This window comes from Monashia sp. NPDC004114 (assembly GCF_053603855.1).
Map to the genome: position 1 here is coordinate 1 of NZ_JBSGGK010000035.1, position 24,469 is coordinate 24,469.

Annotated in this window: 21 protein-coding genes; 11 read left to right on the plus strand and 10 right to left on the minus strand. The window is 70.3% G+C overall.

Going from position 1 to position 24,469, the window contains the following annotated elements:
• Positions 1-85: 85 nt before the first annotated feature.
• Positions 86-1,198: an Ldh family oxidoreductase gene (locus tag ACWEOW_RS24975; protein WP_452271958.1), complete on the minus strand. Its 1,113-nt coding sequence runs from the start codon at positions 1,196-1,198 to the stop codon at positions 86-88.
• Positions 1,195-2,097 carry an NAD(P)-dependent oxidoreductase gene (locus ACWEOW_RS24980; RefSeq protein ID WP_452271959.1) on the minus strand — a complete coding sequence of 301 codons (903 nt, stop codon included), beginning with the start codon at positions 2,095-2,097 and terminating at the stop codon, positions 1,195-1,197. The genes ACWEOW_RS24975 and ACWEOW_RS24980 overlap by 4 nt, the downstream gene beginning before the upstream one ends.
• A gap of 290 nt (positions 2,098-2,387) precedes the next feature.
• Here ACWEOW_RS24980 and ACWEOW_RS24985 point away from each other — a divergent pair, with 290 nt between their 5' ends.
• The 4 genes from ACWEOW_RS24985 to ACWEOW_RS25000 all read left to right on the plus strand — a co-directional run bounded on the left by ACWEOW_RS24985 (position 2,388) and on the right by ACWEOW_RS25000 (position 12,485).
• Complete coding sequence (locus tag ACWEOW_RS24985) at positions 2,388-3,140, plus strand: FadR/GntR family transcriptional regulator (protein WP_452271960.1); 753 nt, start codon at positions 2,388-2,390, stop codon at positions 3,138-3,140.
• Positions 3,141-3,501: 361 nt separating this feature from the next.
• Complete coding sequence (locus ACWEOW_RS24990; RefSeq protein WP_452271961.1) at positions 3,502-5,952, plus strand: glycoside hydrolase family 2 TIM barrel-domain containing protein; 2,451 nt, start codon at positions 3,502-3,504, stop codon at positions 5,950-5,952.
• Between the two features lie 114 nt (positions 5,953-6,066).
• A complete protein-coding gene (locus ACWEOW_RS24995) occupies positions 6,067-9,438 on the plus strand; it encodes a glycoside hydrolase family 2 TIM barrel-domain containing protein (protein WP_452271962.1) in 3,372 nt (1,123 codons plus the stop codon).
• Between the two features lie 173 nt (positions 9,439-9,611).
• Positions 9,612-12,485: a LamG-like jellyroll fold domain-containing protein gene (locus ACWEOW_RS25000; protein WP_452271963.1), complete on the plus strand. Its 2,874-nt coding sequence runs from the start codon at positions 9,612-9,614 to the stop codon at positions 12,483-12,485.
• A 113-nt stretch (positions 12,486-12,598) separates the two neighbouring features.
• Here ACWEOW_RS25000 and ACWEOW_RS25005 read toward each other — a convergent pair whose 3' ends face one another.
• From ACWEOW_RS25005 to ACWEOW_RS25015, 3 genes are read right to left on the minus strand one after another with little or no spacing between them, the layout of a single operon-like run.
• Positions 12,599-13,093, minus strand: coding sequence for a VOC family protein (locus tag ACWEOW_RS25005; protein ID WP_452271964.1), 495 nt, complete (start codon positions 13,091-13,093; stop codon positions 12,599-12,601).
• Between the two features lie 27 nt (positions 13,094-13,120).
• A complete protein-coding gene (locus ACWEOW_RS25010; RefSeq protein WP_452271965.1) occupies positions 13,121-13,927 on the minus strand; it encodes a maleylpyruvate isomerase family mycothiol-dependent enzyme in 807 nt (268 codons plus the stop codon).
• 39 nt (positions 13,928-13,966) lie between these two features.
• Complete coding sequence (locus tag ACWEOW_RS25015; RefSeq protein ID WP_452271966.1) at positions 13,967-15,040, minus strand: maleylacetate reductase; 1,074 nt, start codon at positions 15,038-15,040, stop codon at positions 13,967-13,969.
• A 401-nt stretch (positions 15,041-15,441) separates the two neighbouring features.
• Here ACWEOW_RS25015 and ACWEOW_RS25020 point away from each other — a divergent pair, with 401 nt between their 5' ends.
• On the plus strand, positions 15,442-16,698 hold the full coding sequence (locus ACWEOW_RS25020) for a peptidoglycan-binding domain-containing protein (protein WP_452271967.1): 1,257 nt from the start codon (positions 15,442-15,444) through the stop codon (positions 16,696-16,698).
• 118 nt (positions 16,699-16,816) lie between these two features.
• Here ACWEOW_RS25020 and ACWEOW_RS25025 read toward each other — a convergent pair whose 3' ends face one another.
• Entirely contained in the window at positions 16,817-17,269 is a 453-nt protein-coding gene (locus tag ACWEOW_RS25025; RefSeq protein WP_452271968.1) for a hypothetical protein, read from the minus strand.
• A gap of 169 nt (positions 17,270-17,438) precedes the next feature.
• On the opposite strand from ACWEOW_RS25025, the gene ACWEOW_RS25030 reads away from it, so the two are divergent.
• Positions 17,439-18,329, plus strand: coding sequence for an SGNH/GDSL hydrolase family protein (locus ACWEOW_RS25030; RefSeq protein WP_452271969.1), 891 nt, complete (start codon positions 17,439-17,441; stop codon positions 18,327-18,329).
• Positions 18,330-18,414: 85 nt separating this feature from the next.
• Here ACWEOW_RS25030 and ACWEOW_RS25035 read toward each other — a convergent pair whose 3' ends face one another.
• Positions 18,415-19,083, minus strand: coding sequence for a Type 1 glutamine amidotransferase-like domain-containing protein (locus tag ACWEOW_RS25035; protein WP_452271970.1), 669 nt, complete (start codon positions 19,081-19,083; stop codon positions 18,415-18,417).
• 181 nt (positions 19,084-19,264) lie between these two features.
• Between ACWEOW_RS25035 and ACWEOW_RS25040 the strand changes: the two genes are divergently transcribed.
• The 3 genes from ACWEOW_RS25040 to ACWEOW_RS25050 are packed head-to-tail and all read left to right on the plus strand — an operon-like array spanning position 19,265 to position 21,233.
• Positions 19,265-19,696, plus strand: coding sequence for a hypothetical protein (locus ACWEOW_RS25040; protein ID WP_452271971.1), 432 nt, complete (start codon positions 19,265-19,267; stop codon positions 19,694-19,696).
• Positions 19,693-20,304, plus strand: coding sequence for a TetR/AcrR family transcriptional regulator (locus ACWEOW_RS25045; RefSeq protein WP_452271972.1), 612 nt, complete (start codon positions 19,693-19,695; stop codon positions 20,302-20,304). Before ACWEOW_RS25040 ends, ACWEOW_RS25045 begins: the two co-directional genes overlap by 4 nt.
• Positions 20,301-21,233, plus strand: coding sequence for an SDR family oxidoreductase (locus ACWEOW_RS25050; protein WP_452271973.1), 933 nt, complete (start codon positions 20,301-20,303; stop codon positions 21,231-21,233). Before ACWEOW_RS25045 ends, ACWEOW_RS25050 begins: the two co-directional genes overlap by 4 nt.
• Positions 21,234-21,289: 56 nt before the next feature.
• Here the strand turns inward: ACWEOW_RS25050 and ACWEOW_RS25055 are convergent, their stop codons facing one another.
• Both ACWEOW_RS25055 and ACWEOW_RS25060 read right to left on the minus strand, forming a co-directional pair.
• Entirely contained in the window at positions 21,290-21,580 is a 291-nt protein-coding gene (locus tag ACWEOW_RS25055) for a nucleoside-diphosphate sugar epimerase (RefSeq protein WP_452271974.1), read from the minus strand.
• A 65-nt stretch (positions 21,581-21,645) separates the two neighbouring features.
• On the minus strand, positions 21,646-22,170 hold the full coding sequence (locus ACWEOW_RS25060; protein WP_452271975.1) for an NAD-dependent epimerase/dehydratase family protein: 525 nt from the start codon (positions 22,168-22,170) through the stop codon (positions 21,646-21,648).
• A gap of 99 nt (positions 22,171-22,269) precedes the next feature.
• Here ACWEOW_RS25060 and ACWEOW_RS25065 point away from each other — a divergent pair, with 99 nt between their 5' ends.
• Positions 22,270-22,848 (plus strand): TetR/AcrR family transcriptional regulator, encoded by a 579-nt coding sequence (locus ACWEOW_RS25065; protein WP_452271976.1) that lies wholly within the window; start codon positions 22,270-22,272, stop codon positions 22,846-22,848.
• Here the strand turns inward: ACWEOW_RS25065 and ACWEOW_RS25070 are convergent.
• Positions 22,794-23,591, minus strand: coding sequence for a phosphatase PAP2 family protein (locus ACWEOW_RS25070; protein ID WP_452271977.1), 798 nt, complete (start codon positions 23,589-23,591; stop codon positions 22,794-22,796). The genes ACWEOW_RS25065 and ACWEOW_RS25070 overlap by 55 nt on opposite strands.
• Before the next feature lie 183 nt (positions 23,592-23,774).
• Between ACWEOW_RS25070 and ACWEOW_RS25075 the strand changes: the two genes are divergently transcribed.
• Complete coding sequence (locus ACWEOW_RS25075; RefSeq protein WP_452271978.1) at positions 23,775-24,242, plus strand: nitroreductase/quinone reductase family protein; 468 nt, start codon at positions 23,775-23,777, stop codon at positions 24,240-24,242.
• Positions 24,243-24,469: the final 227 nt, after the last annotated feature.

Consider the following 24,469-nt stretch of genomic DNA (forward strand, 5'->3'; position numbering starts at 1 on the left):
CGTAACCCATGACGGTTATAACCGTCATGGGTTACGACTGCTCGGTGTGTTGCTCGGTGTAGTGCTGGCTGACGCGCGGGAGGGGTCAGGGCCGGGCAGGAGGGGTCAGGTCGTGGGTGGTGCTGGTGCGCCAGACACCGTCGGGGTCGGCGCCGCCGTCGTCACCGACCACGCCGGCCCCGTCGGCCACTCCGAGGCGGTCGAGCCACTCGTCGAGCCGGCCCAGGGTGGTCGCATCGATCGCGAGCGCCTCGCCGTCCTCGATCTCGTGGGGCATGCGCCGCCCGGCCCCGGGCAGCCGTCCGCCACTGGTCTGGACGCGCTTCTCGAGCTCGCCGAGGCGCTCCTCGGAGAGCCGGTCCGGGTCGATGGCGCCGGGGTCGATGGTCACGACGAGGTGCGAGATGCCCTGGGGGACGGTCGCGTCGTCGGCGCGGAACATGTCGCTCACACCGGTCGACAGCTGCGGGCCGACGAGCCCGCCCGTGAGCGACTCGACCAGGAGGGCCAGCGCGAAGCCCTTTGCGCCTCCGAGCGGCGCCAGCATGCCGGCGAGCGCTGCCGCCGGGTCGGTGGTGGGCTGGCCCTCGGCATCCAGCGCCCAGCCCGCCGGGACGGGCTCGCCCTTGGCCGCCAGCGCGGCGATGCGGCCGCGGGCCACGGCGCTGGTCGCCAGGTCGATGATCGCGGGCCGGTCTCCGAAGGGCACACCGGCGGCGATCGGCGACGTCGACAGCACCGGTGCGGCGCCGCCCCAGGCAGGCATGACGGCGGGTCCGTTGGAGAAGGCGAGACAGGCGTAGCCGCGACGGAGGGCTGGCAGCGCATACACGCCCAGCGCGCCGCAATGGCTCGAGTTCGCCACCGAGACGACCGACACCCCGTGTCGGCCGGCCCGGGCGGCTCCCTCGAGGGCGGCGGCCCAGAGCTGCCAGTGACCCAGACCCGCCTGGCCGTCCCAGGAGACGACGGCGCCGTTGTCGTTGCGTGCGACGAGACCGGCGTCGGCCCGCTGGCCGCCTGCGGCGAGGCGTTCCAGGTAGTACGGGAGTCGCATCAGGCCGTGCGACCCGATGCCCCAGCAGTCGGCGAGGACGATGGCGTCTGCGGTCCGGGCGGCATCCCGCGGAGGCACTCCGGCGGCCACCAGCAGCCGGCGTGCGCGGGCGCGTGCCTCGGAGACGGACCAGCCGGTCATCGCCGGGGCTCCCGGCAGGCGCCCGCGGCGAGGTCGCTTACTCCGCCGGTGAGGACCTTGCCGAGGTCGGCAGCGAGACGCTCCATGATGGCTCGCTGGCTCTCGACGGTGATCCCGGCGATGTGGGGTGTGAGCACGAGGTTGGGCAGGCCTTCGAGGCGACCGGGCTGTGGCGGCTCCTCGGCGCGGACGTCGAGCGCCGCGCCGCGGATGCTTCCGGTCTCCAGCGCGTCAGCGAGGGCCGTTTCGTCGACGACCTCGCCTCGGCCGACGTTGACGAAGATGGCGGTGGGCTTGAGGTCGGCCAGGAACGCGGCGTCGACCAGCCCGACGGTCTCGTCGGTAGCGGGCAGGTGGCAGCTGAGGACGTCCGAAGCGGCACGCAGCTCGGCCAGGTCGACGAGGCGGACCCCGAGGGCAGCAAGGTCGGGGTCCGCTGCGTCGACATGCGGGTCGTGAGCGATCAGCGTCATGCCCAGCGCGCCGGCGATGCGGGCCGCCGCCTTGGCGGTCGCGCCCGCGCCGAGCATCCCCCAGGTCCCCCCGGCCAGCTCGTGGCCCGGCGTGCGCACCCACTGGCCGGCCCGCGTCTGCTGGTCCTGCGCGACCAGGTCACGCGCGACGGCGATGGCCAGTCCGACGGCATGCTCACCGACACTCACGGCGTTCGCGCCGAGCGGGGCCACCACGACGACACCGCGCTCGTCGGCAGCCCCGACGTCGATGTTGTCGAGCCCGACACCGGCCCTGGCGACGACGCCGAGCGACCGTGCGCTGTCGAGCACTCCTGCCGTGACCTGGGTCCGGTTGCGCACCACGATGCCGCGCGCCGTGTCGATGAGCTCGGCCGGGACATCGGCCACATCCATTTCCGAAGGCAGGCGTACGACCTCGGCCACGCCGCTAAGATCTTCGAATGCGGATCCCCACACACCCTCGAACACAACGAGTTTGGGTTTGAGCGCCACCACGGCATCTCCTGTCACTGGGTATGGGCCAGTCAGTGGCTCTACGGCGCGAGGTTGGGTTCGCACGCCGCGCAGTCGACTGCTCGACCCTGCGCACGGTGGAGGTGCGCCGGCCCGGTAGCTGACCTTGGCCTGAAGTGTGTCAAGGTAAGTGGTCTTACCTCTAGAGGTCTGCAACAATAGGAATGACGTCACGGGGATGTCAAGGAAGGGAGTTCACAGTGAGTCAGGCAGAGGGGACGGCTCCGACTTCTGAGGCTTGGCACAGTCTCGGTCTTGGGGGCCTCAATGCGCGCATCCGTGAGGAGATCCTGCGGGTGCTGCGCGAGCAGCAGCTGGCGCCGGGCGACAAGCTGCCGGCCGAGCGAGAGCTGGCCGCGCTGCTCGGAGTGAGCAGGCCGTCGGCGCGTGAGGCGATCCGGTCGCTTCAGGCCGAGGGGAGGCTCATCGTCAAGCACGGACAGGGCGTGTTCGTCGCCGAGCCGGCGACGACCCAGCGGCTGCGCGCCGCCCTGTCCGAGCTCGACCACGACCTCACCGAGCTCTTCGACATGCGCGAGGTGCTCGAGGTGCCCGCCGCGCGCTGGGCCAGCGAGCACAAGGACGCCGGGGCGCTGGCGCGAGTGTCGGAGGCGCTCGAGCGCCTCGAGCGCGCGGCCGAGCGGACGCCGATCGACTTCGACGAGCTTCAGCGGCTCGATGCCGCCTTCCACCTGTCCATCGTCGAGGCGGCCGGCAACCGGTTCCTCAAGCAGACGCAGGACGTGCTCAACCAGATCATGAAACAGGGCATGAAGACCACGCTCGAGGTCGAAGGGCGGGTCGAGGCCTCGCGCATCGACCACCGGCGCATCCTCGACGCGATCCTCGCCGGCGACGGCGAGCGCGCCGGCCGGGCGGCACGTTCGCACGTTCGTGCGGCGCGCAAGGCCGCCCTGCGCCGGCTGTCAGCGGCACCACCGCAGGCCTCGTAGTCCAGGCTCTCCGGCCGCCCACTCCCTGCGGACTGGGCGGCCGGACTGCGTTCCGGGCCAGGTGGGCCGTCGGCGCGCCATGGGCCCGTCCGCCCGACCGCAGATGCCCGGCGCTCCGTTCCTCCAGAGCGGTCGGCCGTCCGTCGCCTGATGGACATGACATTGACTCTTAACTCCGCAGAGGTCTAACCTCTGGCCAGTTGGACGTTATGTGAGTCGGTGGGGCTCCGGCTCGAGAACCGCTTCGAAGGCATCAGTACCGAGACCGTGGGACTCGACCACGTCATCGATCGTCGGCCTCCTCGACGGAGTGCTCCGGTGAGCCGCAGGCAGAGTTGCCACGCTGGACGGAAGGACCCCATTGACTCCCGACACGCCCACCGGCTTCAGCCGTCGCAGCTTCCTGCGCGGCGCCGGCGTCGGCCTCGCAGGCACCGCGTTCGCGCTCGCACTGCCCGACGCCGCGTGGTCGAGCGCCGGACCGGCCCACGTGCGGATCCCACTCGACACGGGGTGGCGCTTCGGTCCGCTGCCCGAGAGTGGCGACGCGACGGCCCTCGACTTCGCCGACGCCGCCTTCGAGGAGGTGACCCTGCCGCACAGCACGGCCCGGCTGTCGTGGCGCGACGTGCGGCCCCGCGACTTCCCAGGCGAGTATGCCGGCGGCGCCGCGCCGTATGAAGGCGTGTGGATCTACCGCAGGGAGTTCGACCTCCCGAGCGGGGCCGACGGCGCCCGGGTCTTCGTCGACTTCGGGGCGTCCATGGCGTCATCCACGGTCCACCTCAACGGGCAGCTGCTCGGCACGTATGCCGGTGGGTACACGCCGTTCACGTTCGAGCTCACCGACGGGCTGCGTCCGGGCCGGAACCTCCTTGCGGTGCAGGTGGACTCGCGACGGACGCAGACCGGCATACCTCCCTTCGGCGGATCCTTCGGCAACGATCCGACGCTCGTGCGCGTCGACTTCGACACCTTCGGCGGCCTGCACCGGAGCGTGTCCCTGCGCGTCGTCCCGCAGACCTTCATCGAGAACGTCTTCGCCAAGCCGCTCGACGTCCTCACGGATGCCCGCCGCCTCGAGGTCGACTGCCACCTCGAGGGCACGGCGGCCCTGACCCAGGTCGCCTCGGTCGAGGTCGAGCTGCGCGACGGCAGCCGTCTCGTCCGGCGCGGCACCGCCCAGGTCGCGAACGGCATACCCCTGGCTCAGGTGTCCCTGACCGAGCTCTCCGACGTCGAGCTGTGGGACGTCGACAACCCGAAGCTCTACACCCTCTCCGTCGTGCTCCGCGAAGGGCCGGACGGGTCCGGGCGGCCACTGCACCAGTACTCCACCCGGGTCGGCATCCGCGAGACACAGTTCACGCCGAACGGCTTCTACCTCAACGGGAAGCACCTCAAGATCCGCGGCATCAACCGGCACGAGATCTACCCCTACGTCGGCAACGCGATGCCCGACCGGGTCAAGGCGCGTGACGCCCACATCATCCGCCACGAGCTCAACTGCACCATGGTCCGCACGTCCCACTACCCACACTCCGATGCATTCCTCGATGAGTGCGACGAAGTCGGGCTCCTCGTCTGGGACGAGATGCCCGGCTGGGGCTTCGTGGGCGGGCAGCCGTGGCAGGACGTCGCCACCGAGAACGTCGAGAAGATGATCCGCCGCGACTGGAACCACCCGTCAGTCGTGCTCTGGGCAGTGCGGGTCAACGAGTCGAACGCGAGCTTCGCCGCCTTCGAGACCCAGCTCAACGACCTCGCCCACCGGCTCGACCCCACCCGCCAGACCAGTGGCGCCTACAGCGGCACCCAGACCCTTCGCCAGGACGTCCGCGGCCAGAACGACTACGCCGACGACGAGTGGCACCCGCTGACCCCGCCTCGTCCTGGGCGCTACATCATCAGTGAGGCCGTGGGCCAGAAGCGCCCCGGCGGCGACTTCACGCAGACGTACACGCGGACCGACGCGGTCGCGGCACAGCAGGCCCAGGCCCGCCGGCACGCACTGGTCCACAGCGCGGCAACCGCCGACGACAGGTATGCCGGCGTGCTGGCCTGGTGCGCGTTCGAGTACCTCTCGCCGCGCAACTCGGTCCGCGACATCAAGACGCCGGGCGTCTGCGACATCTTCCGCGTGCCCAAGCTCGGCGCGTCCTTCTACCAGGCGCAGCTCCCGCCGTCCGAGCGCGTGGTCGTCCAGCCGGCCTTCTACTGGGACTTCGGGCCTGCGTCGCCGACCGGGCCGGGCCGGGACGCGCTGATCTTCTCCAACTGCGACCGGCTCGACCTCGAGCTCGACGGCCGTCCCTACGCCTCGCTCACACCGGATCACACCCGGTTCGCCGGCCTCGACCACCCACCGTTCCCCGTCGACCTGCTGTTCGAGGGTGACCAGCGACCGGTCGAGCTGACGATCAAGGGCTACGTCGGCGACCGTCTTGTGACGATCCGGACGATGTCGGCCGACCCGTCCGGGGACGGGCTGGCCGTCACCGTCGACGACGCCGCGATCCGAGCCGACGGCATCGACGCCACGCGCGTCGTGTTCCGCGCCGTGGACGGTGACGGCTTCCCCCGTCCCTTCGTCACCGGGCGTGTGCAGATCGACACGGCGGGCCCCGTCGACGTCGTCGGCGACCGCGACTTCGACTTCGAAGGGGCCGGTGGAGTGGGCGCGGTGTGGGTGCGTTCGGCCGGCCGCCGCGCTGGGCGGGCCGTCATCACGGCCAGCCATCCGACGCTCGGCGCCCAGACCGTCACCGTCCAGCTGACCCAGCCGGGGCCGGACGCCAACGCCCTCGTCTGACCAGCAGACCGCCGGGCACACGCGCGGTGCATCCTCCGCCGCCGACGCAGCACCTCCACGAACGACCTCCACGAACCACCTCCCGAGTCGACCCCACCCCCGAAAGGACGTGCGATGGACGTCAACCCCATCCCCGCACCCTCCCTGGCCCCGACCACCGGCGCGAGCCTGACCGATGCCGCCCTGAGCGGACCGGCCGAGCACCTGCCGTCCCGTCCGGCCCGCCGCCAGTTCCTCCTCGCCAGTGCCGCAGGCACGCTGACGGCAGCGGCGTGGACGCTCGTCGGCGCTCCGGCCGCCCGCGCCAGCGGTCCGGTGGCCTCCGGTCCGGCTGCACGCATCGAACCGCTCAACGTGGGCTGGGAGTTCGGGCCTGCGTCGGGTGGGCCCACGCGCATCGTGACGCTCCCGCACTGCGTCACCCAGCTCGGCTGGCGCCTGTGGGACTCGTCGAGGTGGGAGAAGGTGTGGAAGTACACCCGCCAGTTCGACCACCCGCAGCCGTCCGGGAAGCTGCGCACCTTCATCGACTTCGGCGGCGTCCTCACGACCACCCGTGGCACGATCAACGGTCGCGAGCTACCGGTCCACCGCGGCGGCTACCTGCCCTTCTCGTACGAGGTCACGGACGACCTGCGTCCCACCGGGAACGTGCTGACGCTCGAGGTCGACGCCCGCTGGGACGAGACCCCACCGTCAGGGTCGCCTCTCGGCGCGATCGGCTGCGACTACTTCCAGCCCGCAGGCGTGTACCGCGACGCCGCGATCCGCTTGGTACCGCAGGTTTTCGTCGCCGAGGTCCACGCGACGCCGCGGGACGTGCTCGACCCGGCGGCGCGTCGCGTCGAGGTCGCCGTCACGCTGGATGCGGCGCTCGCCGTGCCCACGGGTTCCCGGGTCGACGTGCGGCTCACGTCGTCGTCGGGCCAGGTCGTGACGCAGGCGTCGGCGCCCGTCACCCTGGGCCAGCCGGGGCGGGTCGATGCGAGTGTCACGCTCGACGGCCTCGCTGGGGTGGACCTGTGGCACCCCGACCACCCTGCCCTCTACAACGTCGAGGTGACCCTCGTCATCGGCGGGGAGCAGGTGCACAGCTTCACCCGGCGGATCGGGTTCCGCGAGGCGCGGTTCGAGAACAACGGCTTCTTCCTCAACGGCTCGCGGTTCAAGCTGTTCGGGCTCAACCGTCATCAGCTCTACCCGTTCGTCGGCATGTCGATGTCACCACGCATGCAGCGGTCCGAGGCAGCGATGCTGCGCAACGAGCTGAACTGCACCATGGTCCGCTGCTCGCACTATCCCCAGTCCGAGCACTTCCTCGACGCGTGCGACGAGCTCGGCCTGATGATCTGGGAGGAGACGCCGGGATGGGGCTTCGTCGGAGGTGACGAGTTCAAGGAGCTCGTCGTCCAGGACGTGCGGAACATGGTGTTGCGGGACCGCCACCGCCCGTCGGTCATCATCTGGGGCGTCCAGGTCAACGAGTCGGACCGCGACCCTGTGCTCTGGGGCCGCACCCGCGACCTGGCCTATGAGCTCGACGGCACCCGGCAGACGTCCGGATCAGCCACGGCGCGCAACCTCACCAACTGGGTGCAGGATGTCTTCGCCTACGACGACTATGGCCACTCGCGTGGGAACGCGACCATCTCGGCCCCGCTCGCCGGCACGCCCTACCTCGTGACCGAGTCCGTCGGAGCACTCTCCGGCCCGCCCGGATACCGCCGCATCGACGGTCAGGTCGTCCTGCAGACGCAGTCGCGAATGCACGCACAGGTCCACAACACGTCGTACTCCAACAACGGGTATGCCGGCCTGCTGGGCTGGTGCGGCTTCGACTACCCCTCGCTCGCCGGAGGGACGTTCTGGTCGACGAAGTGGCCGGGAGTCGTCGACCTCTTCCGCGTGCCCAAGCCGGGTGCTTCGTTCTACCAGGCTCAGGTCTCACCGTTCGTCCGTCCGGTGCTCAAGCCGGCGTTCTTCTGGTCGTTCGAGGACCCCTGGGACATCCGTGCGCTCGGCAGCTCCGCGCTGATCTGGTCCAACTGCGACCGGCTCGAGGTCTTCGTCGGGGGGACGCTGAACCAGACGCTCACTCCCGGGACGAGCGACTACCCACGGCTGCCCTACCCGCCGTTCGTCATGGACACGTCGTCCATCGACGGTGCGGCGCGGCCGGAGCTGCGGATCGACGGCTACGTCGGTGGCAACCTCGTCGTGTCCCGCCGGTTCGACGCCGACCCGGCGCGAGACCGTCTTGCTGCACGAGCGGACCACGACGAGATCGTCGCCGACGGGTCGGACATCACGCGGGTGGAGTTCCGGTCGGTCGACAGCTTCGGCGAGCCTCGCCCGTGGAACCGGGGAGACGTCGCGATCACCGTCAGCGGCCCCGGCACCATCGAGGGCGCCGTCGTCACTGTCGAGGCGTCGGCCGAGCCGGAGCTGATCCGGGCCGGTGGCGAGAGCATCGTCACTGCTCGTCTCGCGAGCTCGACCTTCCCGTTCAGCGAGAATGGCGGCGTCGGTGCGGTCTTCGTCCGCAGCGTCGCCGGCCAGCCCGGCCCGATCACGGTCACGCTGACCCATCCGGAGCTCGGCGCCCAGCGCGTCTCGATCATCGCGAAGGCCGACCCGGGACTGGAGGGCCCGGCAGCGTGGCTGCGGACGACGCCCCGCACCCAGCGCCTCGTCGATCCCGGCCTGGCGCTGAGCCTCCCCGCGGGGTGGACTGCTGAGCCGCTCGACGACGCCCCGGGCGGGGCGGTCGCTCCCGGTGCGAGCGTCTCGCGGAGGTGGCGGGTGACTGCGCCGACGACCCTGGCGGCGGGAGCGCCGACAGCAGTCGGTGTCGAGGCCACCTACGTGCTCAACGGCGAGGCGGGCTCGGGGACGGCGACGGTGCCGGTGCGCCTGGCCACCTCCCTCCAGGAGGCCTACAACCTCGTCGGCATCACCGACGACTCGGACACCGGCAAGGGTGACTGGGACGGACGCGGGAGGACGTACTCGCGACAGGCACTGGCTGCTGTCGGGCTCACGCCGGGACTGGCCCTGACGCATCGCGGGGCACCGCTGGTCTGGCCGGCCGCTCAGAACGGCGAGCCCGATCACTTCCTGACCTCCGACCGGGCGGTCAGCCTGTCCGGCAAGGGATCCGCCCTGGTCATCGTCGGGGCGAGCTCCTACACGGTCGGGGTCGCGAGGGCCGTCGTGTACTACCGGGACGGGTCCCAGGACCCGGTGACGTTCATGCTGGAGGACAACACGACCGCACCGGCGCCTGAGTTCACTGTCCTGGCCCTCACGACGTACTCCAACCGGCCCGAGGGCCAGAACGGCGAGGACTGGCGAGTCCTGTCGACGGAGATCCCGCTCGATCCCGCCAAGGAGCTCGACGGTATCGCGTTCCTCGACGGCGGGTATGTGGCCGCGAACGGCCGGATCCGCGGGATGCACGTCTTCTCGCTCGGCGTCCGTCCCTGACGGGTCGTCCGGACATCGGCGCCCGCTCGACCAGGCTCGATGGCCCGTCGAGCGGGCGCCGGCCGGGGCCCGTCGAGCAGGTGACCGCTGCGCGTCAATCGAAACTCACACGGCCACAAGGCCATTGAACGTCAGCACTTTCATGCTCCCTCCCGCAGAAAGGTGACACCGTCGTGGCAACTCCTGCTGAGACCTCCCGCCGCACCATGTTGCGTGCCCTGTCCGTCGCTGCGTCCGGGCTCGCGGCCTCCAGCCTGCTCCGCCCGGACATGGCCGCTGCAGCCGCCGCAACCACCACAGCGCCAGGGAATGCCGCAGCTCCGCCCGCAACGCCGGCCCGGGCCGTCCCTTCCTTGGACAGCCTTGCAGGCGAATGGATCTCGACCGGGACGCTGATGAACCTCCCGTCCGTCAACAACTTTCATGGATCCCTCCATGTGAGCTCCAACCTGCTGGGCGCCTCCGAGCTGTCGTTCCCACCGCTGTCCATGGGCGGGGACTGCGCCACGCTGTCCGTCGACGGCGTCAACGTCCAGGCGCACGAGAGCCGTTGGTACCCGTACCAGGCGCGCCGCAGGTCGCGCGTCGGCAGCCTGGAGCTGCAGTCGACGGTCCGGATGGCGTTCGAGCAGCAGCTGGTCCTGCTGGAGCTGGACGTCCGCAACAGCGCCGCGGCCCCCGTCGCCGTCGACCTGGCGGTCGACCTGGGCGGCTATCTCCGGTCCTACCCGGGCGCCTGGGAGTGGACGATCCCGAGGCAGTACGGCAGCTTCTCCGCCTGGAGTGGCGAGCCCGTCGACGGTGGACGCGTCCTCACCGTCACGGACAGCGCGAGCGGCGCCGCGACGGCATACGCCTTCCCGGACGCTCCGGATGTGCTCTCCCCGTCGGGGACGTCCGGCACGGCAGGCTGGGCGCTGACTGTCCCTGCGGGTGCGACCCGCACGATCCGCGTTCTCGTGGCGGCCGCCGAGTCGGCCCAGCAAGCCGTGTCGGCCGCGGTGGACGGGCGGTCGCGGTTCACTGCCCTGTTCAAGCAGGCCAAGGTGCGGTGGGAGCAGCGGTTCGCCGATGCCTTCGAACCGGACAACGAACACTTCTCCGGTCACCTGCCGGTGCTGGACACGGACGACGGTGCCGTTCGGGATCTCTACTACCGTGGCGTGCTGTCGGTGCTCGAGCTGGAGAGGACGAGCTACCGGCAGCATCTGCCGCGCACCTATGTCACGGCGGGGCCGCAGTGGGGCGTGACGCTCTGCTACTTCTGGGACACCGCGCTGTTCGCGCCGCTCCTCGTGCTCCTCGACCCGGCCATCGCCCGCGAGGAGGTGAAGGTCTGGCTGCAGCAGGGCATCGACAACGGGTATGCCGTGGACGCCCTGAGCGGTCAGCTGGTCGGTCCGTGGTACAGCGCCAACGACCTGTCGGCGTTCTCGATGCTGCTGACCTATGTCGCCTACACCGGCGACCTGGCGTTCCTCGACGAGACCGTTGCCGGCAAGGCGGTCATCGACCACCTGGAGGACATCGCCCTGCACTGGAAGCAGCGGGTAATCCCGGCGACGGGGCTCGCGGACTACGGTGCCCGCGGCAACCTGCTGGAGCAGGTCGTCAACTATGTGAACCAGGTACCTTCGCTCAACGCCGCCAACGTGTGGATGATGCGCGAGGCCGCGGCGCTCCGGCAGCGGCGGGGCGAGGTCGAGGCGGCCGAGCGGCTGACTGCGGAGGCGGAGTCGCTCCTGGCCCGGGTGCTCGCCCTCTACGTGCCCGGCCAGGGTGTGTGGCGCACGGTGCACAACGACGGCACCAGTGCGGCGTCGCGGCACATCTACGACTTCGACACGATCGGCCGGCTGCTCACCGACGACCTCGCCCCCGACGTGCGGGCCGAGATGACCTCCTTCGTCGAGTCCGAGCTGCTCGACGGCGGCTGGATGCGCGCCCTGGCCCTCTCGGATCCCGATGCGGCCGGCTCCCTGCGCCCCGACCAGGGGTCGAACGGGGCGTACGACGCCTGGCCCGCCCTCGCTGCGAGCGCGGTCGGACGGTTCGGCCGGTACGACCTCATGAGGCGCATGCTCACGGACTTCGACAGCGTCGCCGCCGAAGGCCCCTTCTCGCAGTCGCACCAGCTCGTGTCGGAGCCGAGCCGGCTCGTCGTCTGGGACCGCGCCGACCTCAACCCGACGAGCGGGGTGACCGTGGCGGCGTGGGTGAGGGCCGACGCCTGGGCGGCGACTCCCGCGGCCGGGAGCATCGTGTCCAAGGTCGGGCACGCCGGTGCGTGGTTCCCCAAGACGGCGCCGAACCTGGGTTATGCGCTGCGCGCCGGTGGCAAGGGCATCGTCGCCTTCGCCGTCGCGGTCGGGTCGAGCTTCAAGCAGGCCACCAGCACGGTGACCGTCCCGGTCGGGAGCTGGCATCACGTCGTGGGCACCTTCGACGGGCAGCGCGTCGTGGTCTACATCGACGGCGTCCAGGCGGCTGCCACCACGGCGCGGGGCAGCCTGGCCCCGGCTGTCGGCGCGAACCTCATGGTCGGAGCCGACCCCGTCGACCCAGAGTCACGCTTCGAGGGGGCCGTCGACGACGTACGCGTCCTCGGCCGGAGCCTCTCGGCAGCCGAGGTCGCCGAGCTGTATGCCGGCGGGCCGGCATCCGACGCCGACCCGGCGCTCGCGCTGTGGCTGCCGCTGGACGAGGGCGACGGCGAGCAGACCGTGGACCGGGTCTCCGGATCGCAACAGTCGGTGATCGGGGCCTCCTGGGTGCCCGGCCGCGACGGCCGCGCGCTCGCCTTCGCAAGGTCGGGCCGGGTGCTGCCCCGGATCTCGAGGCAGCAGTACAACGAGAACAACGGTGGAGCCTTCACCTGCGTGATCCTCGAGGACCTGCTCGGCTATGCCCCGGACGGTGAGCGGCCAGTCCTGCGTGACGCGGTGACGCCACGCGGCGTCGACGCCCGGCTCAAGGGCCTGACGATGGGTGGCCGCTCCTACTCGATCGTGAGCGATCGGGCGGGGCTGCGGTTGTTCGAGGAGTGACAGTGGTCAGGTGACCGTCCGTATGCCGCTCGGCCGTGTGCCGCTCGGCCGAGAGCCGGCCGAGCGGCATACGAGGTCGCCGGCTGCGCTGCCTGTCACCTGACCCGCGGACGTCACAGCACGGTCGTGCCGTACATCTCCCCGAGCGGGTCCGCGATGAGCTCGATGCGGGCGCCGTCCGGGTCCCGGAAGTAGATCGACGTGCCGCTCTCCTCCATGTACTCCACCCCCGCGTCGTCGAGGCGGCTCTTGAGCCGACCCCACATCGAGGGCTCGACCGAGATGGCCACGTGGTGCAGGCCGCCGAGCACCTCGGCATACGGCCCCAGGTCGAGGCCGGGCAGGTCGAAGAACGCGAGGAGGTTGCCGTTGCCGATGTCGAAGAAGAAATGGTTGGAGCCCTTGTAGTCGCGGTTCTCGAAGATCTCGGTGAGCGGGAACTCGAGCACCCCCTGGTAGAACTGCACGGTCCGCTCCACGTCCGAGCACAGCAGCGCGAAGTGGTGCAGCCCGCGGGCCGACGACGGCGGCCGGTCGGCCTTGAGGTAGGCGGACCGGATGCGGTCGCGTTCGCGTTCGATGGCGGCCAGGTCGAGCTCGGGCGTCATGGTCTCTCCTCGGAATGCGAAACAGGCTCAGATGCGGAAGAACAGGTTGAGATAGGTGTCGGCGATGGGGCGCTCGCCGCGGATCGTCCCGGAGTTGCTCCTGCCGAACGCCGTCAGCACGAAGCTGCCCGGGTCGAACTCGATGACGGTCAGGTCGGACACGTCACCCGGAGCGTAGGTCATGCCGTCCGGCCCGACGGTGACGCGAGTGTCGCCGGCGTTGGGGCCGCTCGTGATCCGGATGCCGAGCTCGCACGGGTTCGGCTCGGCGATCGTGTACTGCCAGAGCACGAACATGAAGGGCACGAGCACGTCGCCCACCTCGCCGGTGAGGCCGTGCGCGCGGCCGGTCCCCTGGCGCACGTCCCAGGAGTGCACGCCGTAGTCCATCACCTGGAAGGCGGGGTAGAAGAAGGCCGGCAGCGGGCCCATGTAGAAGTGCGAAACCGTGAGGTTGGTCCAGTCGTCCTCGCTGAGCCCCTCGAAGATCCCCATCATCCGGTCGAGGTCGCCGCGCAGGCGACCGACCAGCTCGGCGCGCGGCTCGTCGTGCAGCGCCGAGGCCATCTTGTCGACGCGGTCGGCCATGCCGGGCAGGCCGTAGGCCCCGGGCATCTCCGTGTTGTTGCGGGCGGCATCGAAGGCGACGAAGTACGCCTCCGTGGTGTCGACGATGTGACCGACGACGTCACGCACCTGCCAGTGCCCGGCGCCCGTGGGCGCGGTCCAGGCCTCGTCGTTGTCGACCAGGGCGAGGAACTGGTCTGCTTCGTTTCGCACGACGTCGAGCACCGTGCCCTTGCCTTCGTAGGTCATGGCGTTCCAGGAGGACATCAATGTCTCCTCTCGAGTTCGCTTGGGGGCGAATGGGTTTCAGTAGGTGCCGGGTTGGCGCCCGGCGTAGGCGTCGTCGAGGAGGCGACGCAGCGACCGGGTGTCCGGCCGTCGCGGGTTCCGGCCGCCGACGGCGAGCAGGGCTGCCTCGACGACCTGGTCGAGCCCGCCCTCCGGGACCCCGAGCGAGGCGAGGTCGGTCGGTGTGTCCAGGCTCTCGGCGAGGGCGCGCAGCCCGTGGGCAGCGTCGGTCGCTCCGAGCGCGTGGGCGACCCGCGCGAGCGCCTCAGGCGCAGCCGCCGAGTTGTACGCCGCGACGTACGGCAGGAGCACGGCGTGCACCTCCGCGTGGTCGACGCGGTAGGTTCCGCCGATGACGTGGCAGAGCGTGTGGTGCAGCGCGGTTCCGGCGTGCTCCATCGCCCAGCCTGCGAGGTGCGCGCCGAGCAGGGCCTCGCCGCGCACGGCGAGGTCGGTGGGACTGTGCGTCGCCTGTGGCAGCGCCGACGCGAGTCGCCGGATCCCTTCCTGCGCAAGGGAGCTCGTGATCGGATCGCCGCCCTTCGCGTAGAGCGCCTCGACACAGTGGGCCATGGCGTTCATCCCTGACGCAGCCGTGAGTCGAGCGGACATCCCGGTCGTCAGGGCGGGGTCGTAGACCACGACTCGCGGCAGGGCGCGCGCGTCGCGACCCGTCCGTTTGTGGGCACCCGTGATGCCGTAGGTGCTCGTGGCCTCCGAGCCGGCATACGTCGTCGGGACGGTCAGCACCGGCAGCCCGGTGGACACCGCGACCGCCTTGCCGAGGCCGGTTGCCGACCCACCCCCGATGGTGACGACGCCGTCGGCACCCTCGTCCGTGGCCAGGCGCACGGCCTCGGATGCCTCGGCCTCGGGAACGTGCTGGAGGACCTCGCTGATCCGGGCGGCGACGGCCGCGCCGAGCACGTCGCACACGTCGTCCGCGGTGTACTTCGACGACCCGGTCGACACGACGAGAACCCGCCGCAGGCCCAGCCGTTCGACCTCGGCCGGCACCTCGTCGACCCGGCCCACGCCGAAGACGACTCGTTGTGAGAGGACATCGAGGTCGAACCGGTCGTCCCTGGGCATCACGCCTCCATGTCGATGACCTTTCAACGGTAGGACGATGCGGCTCGATGCGCCATGGGCAATGGCACGCGACACGCCGCCGGCGTCGGGTGGTTCGCCGGCAGCGTGTCGCGCGTATAGGGGCGGCCGGAATGTCAGCCGCGCGGCTCCGCCCGGAAGGGCTCGGGTCGACCGGCGCGTGGCGGCCCGCACCCCCGTCGTCCCGACCTGCCGTCGATGTGGCTCATGGCTCGCACGCTAAGGCCGCTGAGCCGTGCGCACTTCACCCGAGATGGGCGAGCAGTCTGGGTGCCGCACGCCCAGATCCCCCGGAGCGGGTGACGGGCGGCGACCGGTGCGCCGCTACGGTCCGATCATCGGGGCTCGTGCACGCGTGTGCAGCTCGTCGGAGGAGGGCGTCCATGGGGTCGCTGGTGAGGTCGCGCGGTCGTGCGCGCCGGGGATCGCGTCACGCTTCGCTCGGGTATGCCGGAGGGCGGGCGTCCCGGCCGCGTCCCGTCGCCGGGGTTGCCGTCACGGTGCTCGCCGCCGCGCTCCTCGCGGGCTGCAGCAGCAGCGGCAGCGGCGACACGGCAGTGAGCGCCGCTGAGGCGAAAGTCACCAGCAAGCAGAAGGCGCTCGACGACGCCACGGCGGCGGCGACTGCGGCGAGCACCGCCTTCTGCCAGTCGAGCTCGAGCTACATCACCGCGCTGGACCGCTACGGGGACATCCTCAACCAGACGGCAACCACGGTCGGCGACGTCAAGACGGCCGGCCGCGACCTCAAGCAGCCCGCCCAGGACGCGGCGGCCGCGGCGCAGTCAGCCGTCGACGCGCAGCGGGCCGTGACCCAGGCCCAGCAGGACCTGGCCACCGCCGAAGCAGAGCTCGCGGCAGCCCGAGCAGCCTCGACCGCCGGGACGGCGGCACCCAAGACGTCCACCCCGACGACCTCGAAGACGTCGACCCCGGCCTCGACTGCAGCGGTGAGCGAAGCCGCCACTCGCGTGCAGCAGGCCGAGAGCGACTTCACCACGGCACAGGCCGGGATCGCGGACGCGACCCCGCTCCGTCAGGCAGCGCAGCAGTTCAACGCCGCCGCCGTCGCCCTCGAGGTGGCGTGGCTGCAGCTCTACTCGACGGCCGGATGCCTGACCGACTCGCAGCAGCAGAAGGCTGCGGCCGCGGTCCAGGACTATGCGAAGGCCCTTCAGCAGGACCTCGCCGCCGCGGGGTACTTCGACGGCAAGGTCGACGGCGTCTACGGACCGACGACGGTGGCTGCCGTCGAGGCGCTCCAGAAGGCTCACGGCCTGCCGGTCACCGGCAGCATGGACAAGGCCACCGAGGCGGCCCTGCGATCGGACCTCGCCGCCAAGGGTGGCGCCGCCGCCGACGCCTCGCTGGCCTCGACCGCGGCCACGCAGCAGACCCTGAAGCTGGCCGGCTACTGGGACGGCCCGGTCGACGGCCAGTGGACGCCCGCCCTGACGGACGCCCTCAAGTCGCTCCAGGCCGACCTCGGCGTGCCGACGACAGGCACCGTCGACTCGGCGACCGTGGCGGCGCTCGAGAAGGCCGTCGAGAAGGGCAAGGAGACCCCGACCGTGACGGTCACCCAGACGACCACGAAGACGACCACCGTCACCGCGACACCGACGCCCACGCCGTCCTGACCTGCGTGCGCACTCTCAACAGTCGGGAGCTGCCCGTCCCGACGGACCGCCACGAACGGCTGCCGGTGCCTCAGCTGACCGTCGAACCGCCCTTCCTGGCGGTCCGTGGGCGCGTTCGTCAGAAGGTCGCGTCGCAGACGACGGTCACCGACCCGCCGCCGGACGCGCTCGCGCGTTGCACGACCTTGTTGTCGGCCTTGACCGAGCACTTGATCCAGCTGCCATCGCTGCTCAGGGTGGCCTGCACCATGACCCGTCCGTCGCCCGGCGCGGAGCCGCTCCATGTGCGGCCCACGTTGGTGCGGGTCACCTTGTCGCCGTTGCCGTTGATGTAGGTCACGCTCTTGATGCTGGCGTCCGAGGTCACCGAGTAGCGGACCGACGACGCGGACTTGGCCGACGACGAGCTGGAGCGGGCTTTGGAGCCCGAGCCGGAGCCTTGGTTGGAGCCGGAGGTGCCGCCGGACCGGTGCGTGTCGCAGCTCTTCTGCGCCCCGGTGAGGACCACCACCGCGATGACGGCTGCTGCCGTCGTGATGACTCGTGCGTTCCTGCTGTCTGCGCGTCCCATCGCGCCCTCCCGAGCGAGTGGGTCCGGCACGCACGACGCGGGGAATGTGGGCGCGTGCCTCGGACCGGTTGCCACTAGACCAGAGGCCGCAGGGGCGCCCCAGATACATGTGAGGAGGGACCAAGGCGGGCCTCGGCGAATTTGCAGGAGCAGCGTCTAGCCTTCGTGCGTGGTCGCGGCAGCGGGCGGTATGCGGCGTGGCGTGGTGGCGCTCGCGGGTGCCGTGGTCACTGCCTGCGGTCCGGTTCTCGCCGCGTGCTCGGCGGCCTCGGCGGACTCCGCATCGACGGCTGCTACGACGACTGCTTCGACGGCTGCTTCGACGACGGCACAGCCTGCCTCTGCGCCCGCGTCGGCGACTACGACGCCGACGCCGACAGCGACCCACACCGGACCGTGGTCCGTCGTGGCGCTGGGCGACTCGGTGCCTTCGGGCGGCGGGTGCGACTGCACGCCCTACCCGCAGCTGAGCGCCACGTCCCTGGTGTCAGCCGACGGTGAGAAGTGGGTCGCGACCAACGATGCCGTCGGCGGCTACACGACCTCGGACGTGCTCGACCAGCTGGCGACGGAGCCGGAGGTGTCCGCGCACGTGGCCGACGCCGATGTCGTGGAGATAGAGGTCGGCGCGAACGATGTCGGCTACGACGCGTCCTGCGGACCCTCGGTCAGCTGCTACCAGCCGACCATCCCCACGGTGGAGCGCAACCTCGACCAGATCGTGTCCCGGGTTCACGACCTGGCCAAGGGTCGCACCGTGCTCGTCGTGCTGCTCGACTACTGGAGCGTCTGGCTGGGCGGCCAGTACGCCCAGGCCCAGGGCGATGCCTACGTCGAGGGCGCCGCCGCGGTGACGGACAACGTCAACGCGGTGATCAAGGACATCGCGGCCCGGACCGGCGCGGCCTACGTCGACCTCCGCGCGGCGTTCAAGGGCCCGGACTACACCTACGACGAGACCCACTTCCTCGCCCCGGACGGTGACCACCCGAACGCGGCCGGGCACCAGCAGATCGCCGACGCCCTCGTCGGCGTCGTCAACGACGTCCTCCGTCCCTGACGCAGCCCGGCGCCGGAGCGCTCACTCGACGGTCGAGTGGGCGCTTCGTCACAGACGAGTGCGTCGGCGCGGGCGATCTGACAGCTCAGGAGCGAAGCAGCTTCCAGGTCCCCTCGGAGATGACCTCGACGGCGCCGTCGGTCACCTTGATCGCGGTCTCGTCGTCGATGGCATAGGCCGGACCGTCGATTCCTGCCGCCCAGCTCTCCGCCTCGGCCATGGAGTTCCCCGGGAGCGTCTCGGTCGCCAGGTGCGGGCAGATCGAGAAGTCCACGACCCCCATGGTGCGGTCGTCGCCACCGCCGGGGGGCTGCCACCTGACGAAGTCCTCTCCGATGCGTGGGGTCATCACCATGCTCCCCGCGCTGAGCCCGACGTAGACGGTCTCGCTCAGCGATGGCATGAGATCGGAGAACCCCGACTGTCGCATCCAGTAGGCCAGGTACAGCGCATCACCGCCGGAAGCCAGCAGGACGTCGGTCTCTCGAACGAGCGGGACCCAGCGGTCTTCGTCGATGCTGGGCAGTGAGGTGAGCTCGAGCACTCCGACGGACTTCCAGCCGAGGCCGCACAGGTCGTCGGTCTCCCCGCTGATGAAGGTCCGGACCATCTCGGGGCTGACGTTGGGATGCCCGTACATCGCGGTGGGGATGCAGAGCGCCGTGGAGTCGGCGATCGGCTTGCCCAGGAGGTCGAGCAGCGCGTTGTGGATGCTCGGGTTCCGGACGCCGGCCGACGTGAGAAGAAGCTTCACCGTGCCTCCTGTGTCGGTTCGGGCGCCACGCTACCCGAGGCCACAGAGCGAAATGCCTTTCCGGTTCGAGGTATTCGATTCGAGGTTGGACCTCGTGCGATACGCCGACCGATCACCTCGATCGCCATACCTCGAACGAGATTTGAGCGTATGCTCAAACTATCCGAGCAGGAGGCAGGCCGTGACTGGGGCACCAAGCGCGTCGTCCGGGGCTCTCGCGTTTCTGTGGTGGGTGGTCGTGGGTGGCGCTGCGGGTATCGGCGTGGTCGCGATTCTCACGATCGGAGCGCCCCTGATCGTCCTCGCCGCCGCGATGGCCGTCGGGGGAGCCCTCATGCGCTGGACGCGAACCCGCGCTGCGTTCCTCGTCATCGCGGGCGCCTCGTTCGCGCCGTTCCTCATCGCATGGCTCAACCGCGATGGTCCCGGAACGATCTGTACTGCCTTGCCGGACAACGGAGTCGAGTGCATCGACGAGTGGAGTCCCTGGCCTTTCCTGGCAGCCGCCTTCGTGCTCGTGGCCCTCGGCATCCTGGCCGCGCTGCGACCGAGTGCCACAACGCCAGGCGCGCCACACGGCTCGACGCCGGCGTCGGCGACGTCGCAGACATGAACAGCTCGTCGCGACAGACCCGGACCGCCCTGATCGCATCGGCCAGGTCCGTCCTCGCGGAGCATGGATACTCCGGAGCAACTGCCCGCCGCATAGCGACGCACGCCTCGACGAACCAGGCGCTGGTCTTCTACCACTTCGGATCGGTCGACGGCCTCCTGCTCGCCGCCCTCGACGACGTCTCGGAGCGACGCATGGCGACCTTCGGCGAGACCATCGAGCAGGCCACGACGATCGGTGCTCTCCTCGAAGCGGTCAACCGGGTCATTGCCGAGGACACCCGCGGGGACGACGTCGCGATCCTGGTCGCGATGCTGGATGCAGGCCGAGGCAACGCCGATCTGGCGCGCGCGGTCGCTGAACGGCTTGCTCCATGGCAGGCCCTGACGGAGCGCGCTCTTGCCCGGGCGCTCGGTGCCCATCCGATGGGCGTGCTCGTGCCGGTGCCGCTCGTGGCGCGCGTCGTGATGGCGACCGTTCTGGGCCTGGAGCTCCTCGAGGTCACCGCCGACCCTGCCACGCCGCAGCTGATGGAGCTCATCGGCAGGGCGCGTGCGCTCGTCGGGCCCTTCGACTCCACCACGAAACCCACCCGAGGAACGTCGTGAGGAGGACCCCCATCGACGCAGTCACCGGTGCGTTCAGCTACTCCGGTGCCGCGATCACCGCCGAGCTCAAGTCCCGAGGCCGCACGGTTCGCACCCTCACTGCACACCCCCACAGCCGCTCACCAGGCGATCACTCACGGCAGGGCGCGGTGCCCGACCAGATCCGCCCCCTCGACTTCCGAAACCGCTCCCAGCTCCGGGAGAGCCTCGATGGTGTCGACACCTTGTTCAACACCTACTGGGTCCGGTTCCCAAGCGCTGGAACCAGTTTCGCCGAGGCGGTCGAGAACTCCGGAAGACTCTTCGACGCCGCGGTCGACGCCGGCGTGCGCCGCGTCGTGCACCTGTCGATCACCCACGCCGACCCGTGGTCGCCCTACCCGTACTTCGCCGGGAAGGGAGACGTCGAGACGTACCTGTCGAGGCTGCCGCTCACGTATGCCGTGCTGAGGCCGGCGATCCTGTTCGGCGGCCGTGCGGTGCTGCTCAACAACATCGCCTGGCTCCTCAGGCACCTTCCTGTGTTCGCGGTCGGTGACGGCGGACGCTATCGAGTCCGCGGCATACATCTCGACGACCTCGCGCGCCTGTGTGCTGACGAGGCCGACTCCGACGCCGACATCCTGCGCGATGCCGTCGGACCGGAACGGCCGACCTTCCGAGAGCTCGTGGAGCACCTTCGGGCGTCGACCGGCTCACGTGCCCTCGTCGTCGACGTTCCCGGGGCCTTGGTGCCCGTCTGCGGCACCGCGCTGAACCTGGCACTGCGAGACCACGTCCTGACGCGTGACGAGTACAGGGCGTTGGCCGATGGGCTAGCCGACAGTGAGAGCCCTTCTGCCGGACCGCGATCCATCACTGAGTGGGTCACCGAGAACGCGTCCTGGCTCGGTCGCACGTATTTCAACGACACGAAGCACCGCACCTAGCCAGAGGATGGGCCGCGGGTGGAAGTGCGCGCACGTCGAGCAGCCGCTCGGGCCGGTCAGGGCTCGATGTTCTCCAGATCGTCCAACAGCTTCGGGTGCGTCGGCTCCCATCCGAGCGTCGTGCGAGTGAAGGCGCTGGACGACGGCTGGTCGGTTGCGAAGATCGGCCCGAGAGGCCCGTAGGTCTCCTCCGGGAGGGGGCGGACCGGGACGCCGAGCCGCCTGCCGATGACCGTCGCCATGTCGAGCACGGCGTCGCCCTCGTCGTCGACCGCGTGCCAGGCGGTTCCGGCCGGGGCGTTCTCGAGCACAAGCCGGAACAGCACGGCGGCGTCGAGCGCGTGCACCGCGGGCCACCGCTGCGAGCCATCGCCTGGATAGCCGGACACGCCACTGCGCCGGGCCATCTCGGTCAACAGGCCGGCGAACCCACCCTGCCCTCGTTGTGGACCGTGCGGGGCAGACGGACGGAAGCGCTCCGGACGCCGCTCGAGGCCAGGTCGAGAACAGCCATGACCGAGCGGCTACGGCCGCCGACCGGTCCGTCGGTCGGCAGCGGGTCGGCCTCGGTCGACGCGCGACCGGGGACGTGGGGCGTGCCAGAGACGGTGACCAAGGGCCGGTCGCTGCCAACGAGCTCCGCACCGAGTGTGGCCAGTGCGGTGCCCTCCTCCGCAACTGCTGCCGCCACGGACTCCGCACTGCTGAAGTCGTTGCGGAAGGCGAGGTGGACCACCCCGTCCGCCTCGGCGGCTCCGGCGCGAAGCGCGCCGAGGTCGGCAAGGTCGCCGCGGAGCGCGTTGGCGCCTGCGGTCTCGAGCGCCGCCGCTGATGCGTCGGAGCGTGCAAGGGCAAGGACGGTGTGGCCGTTGCCGACCAGCTCGGCCACGACGGCCGAGCCGATCAGGCCGGTGCCACCAGTGACGAACACGTGCATGAGTACTCCTCGGATGCTGATGAGATGCAGTGATGAGACAGTTGTCCCATCACTGTAGCTCGTCATGGGACAACTGTCCCATCGCCTAGGATGACGGGCATGGCACGTTGGGAACCGGGAGCGCGTGAACGGCTCGTCCTGGCAGCCGTCGACCTGTTCACCGAGCAGGGGTACGACGCCACGACGGTCGCCGAGATCGCCGCGCGGGCCGGCGTGACCAAGAGCACCTTCTTCCGGTACTTCCCCGACAAGCGGGAGCTCCTCGTCGCGGGGCAAGAGGCGTTGAGTCGCCTTTTGGCAGAAGGGATCTCGGACGCTCCGTCAGGTGCCACGCCCCTCGAGGCGGTGGCCGCCGGTCTCGAACGCGCTGCGACCATGATGGGTCCGATGAACCGCGAGCTGGGTCCGCGCCTCAAGGCCGCGGTCGCGGCGAGCGCGGAGCTGCAGGAGCGCGATGCGCTCAAGAGCGTGGGCCTCGCTGCCGCGATGACCAGCGCGCTGGTGGCCCGCGGCATACCAGACCCGACTGCGCACCTCGCTGGCGAGCTGGGCGTCCTCGCGTTCAAACGGGGCTATGCCGCGTGGCTGGAGGCCGACCAGGACACCGAGGACGGGTTTGCGCCCTACGCGCTTGGGGCTCTCGAGGAGCTCCGCGCCGCGAGCGCGTCGCTCACCTGAGCGCCGAGACGCACCCCAGCGGACGCCGCTGCGATCGAGGCCAGCAGCAGGATGGCGCTCCCCACGACGTCGAGGACGTAGTGGTTCCCAGTGGTGATCACGACGCAGACCATGAGCAGCGGAAACAACCAGAACAGCAGCGACAGCCTCGGGTGCGTCTTCCGGAGAGCCAGCCAAGCGGCATACGCGCAGAGCGCCGACCAGCCCACGTGCAGGCTCGGCATGGCCGAGAAGTGGTTCTGGCCGTTCGAGAGGTCCCGTGACGGGTTGCCGTCGACGAGGTCGTTCTCGGCAACGATGTCAACGACTCCCGCGAGCGCGAACCGCGGTGGAGACATGGGGACGAGCCAGTAGACCAGTAGCGCCAGCGCCGCCATCGCGATCACTGTGTTGCGCACCCGTGGGTAGATCTCGTTGTGCCGCAATAGAACCCATAGCAGCACGACGACAAGTGGCAGATAGTAGAGGCGATAGGTCAGCACGGCTGCGGTGATCGAGGCCGGCTGGGCCGCCAGCCACTGGTTGGCGCTCAGCTCGATGTCGACACCGAGACTTCGTTCGATGCCTTGGAGCGAATGGGCGTTCGCCGTGGCAGCCGCGCGGTCCGTGCCAAGAAGATTGTGCGCGCGCGAGAAAACGAGGAACACGAACACGAGCAGGGCGAGCTCGACCAGGATGCGCCAACCACGCTGCCACGGTCCGTGGCGTGTGGTCGGGACGCTCAGCTCGGTGCTGCGGTCCATGATGACCACGCTCGGGCGACGCGACGGCTGGCCATCGGCCAATGTTAGGCCGGAACCGGCCGCTCAACCGCGGCTGCAAAGCCGGCCGAATCAGGGCCATAGGTCCTCGGTGACTCCCACAGCCTGCGGGCAAGACTGAATGCGTGGGGTTCTGCCTCTGGCAGCAGCACCGAAGGAGCCATCATGAGCGACATCAGCCGCAGCCTTCCTCCGCAAGCACTGATCAACTTCGCGAACCCGGCCGTGCGCGCCGTGTTGCGATCACCGGTTCACGGGGCCATGGATGGCGCCCTGCTCCTGCTGCACATCGTGGGTCGCAAGACAGGCCGGCGCTATGACATCCCCGTCGGGTACGTCGACGTAGACGGCCGGCTGCTGGTTGTCACCCAGCACGCGTGGCGGGCCAACGTACGCGGGGGAGCGGAGGTCGAGGTCACGAGCCGCGGGCAGCGTCAGCGCATGCACTGCACGCTCGACGAGGACCCGAGGTCGGTCGCCATGAGCATCCATCGGGTGATGGAGGTGCTCGGCCCGAAGGCGGCCCAGCGCCTGACGGGGCTCAAGGCGCGCGAGGGCGAATCACCAAGCGTCGGTCAGCTGGAAGCCGCTGTTCGCGAGTACGGCTTGTCAGCGTTGACGCTGACCGCGTGAGCCGATCCGGACTCGAGGCCCGGGTCGGTGGGTGTGGCCGAGCTTGGGTCAGGGCCCGTGCATGCCGATGGGCGTGCGTCGGGCCCCGCCGGCGCTGGGCGGGGTGTGGGGCGGTGCAGCTATAGGTGCCAGGATGCTGGTGGGGGTGGTGGTGGCGGTGAGGTTGCGTTGGTGCACGAGGGTGTGGTGTCGGCCGCACAGCAGCGCCCCGTTGGTCAGGTCGGTGT

Excerpts from the sequence above, each read along its gene's own strand:
- ACWEOW_RS24975 (WP_452271958.1), bottom strand. The coding sequence starts at position 1,198 with ATGACCGGCTGGTCCGTCTCCGAGGCACGCGCCCGCGCACGCCGGCTG.
- ACWEOW_RS24995 (WP_452271962.1), top strand. The coding sequence starts at position 6,067 with ATGGACGTCAACCCCATCCCCGCACCCTCCCTGGCCCCGACCACCGGC.
- ACWEOW_RS25005 (WP_452271964.1), bottom strand. The coding sequence starts at position 13,093 with ATGACGCCCGAGCTCGACCTGGCCGCCATCGAACGCGAACGCGACCGC.
- ACWEOW_RS25010 (WP_452271965.1), bottom strand. The coding sequence starts at position 13,927 with ATGTCCTCCTGGAACGCCATGACCTACGAAGGCAAGGGCACGGTGCTC.
- ACWEOW_RS25015 (WP_452271966.1), bottom strand. The coding sequence starts at position 15,040 with ATGCCCAGGGACGACCGGTTCGACCTCGATGTCCTCTCACAACGAGTC.
- ACWEOW_RS25020 (WP_452271967.1), top strand. The coding sequence starts at position 15,442 with ATGGGGTCGCTGGTGAGGTCGCGCGGTCGTGCGCGCCGGGGATCGCGT.
- ACWEOW_RS25025 (WP_452271968.1), bottom strand. The coding sequence starts at position 17,269 with ATGGGACGCGCAGACAGCAGGAACGCACGAGTCATCACGACGGCAGCA.
- ACWEOW_RS25045 (WP_452271972.1), top strand. The coding sequence starts at position 19,693 with ATGAACAGCTCGTCGCGACAGACCCGGACCGCCCTGATCGCATCGGCC.
- ACWEOW_RS25060 (WP_452271975.1), bottom strand. The coding sequence starts at position 22,170 with ATGCACGTGTTCGTCACTGGTGGCACCGGCCTGATCGGCTCGGCCGTC.
- ACWEOW_RS25065 (WP_452271976.1), top strand. The coding sequence starts at position 22,270 with ATGGCACGTTGGGAACCGGGAGCGCGTGAACGGCTCGTCCTGGCAGCC.
- ACWEOW_RS25070 (WP_452271977.1), bottom strand. The coding sequence starts at position 23,591 with ATGGACCGCAGCACCGAGCTGAGCGTCCCGACCACACGCCACGGACCG.
- ACWEOW_RS25075 (WP_452271978.1), top strand. The coding sequence starts at position 23,775 with ATGAGCGACATCAGCCGCAGCCTTCCTCCGCAAGCACTGATCAACTTC.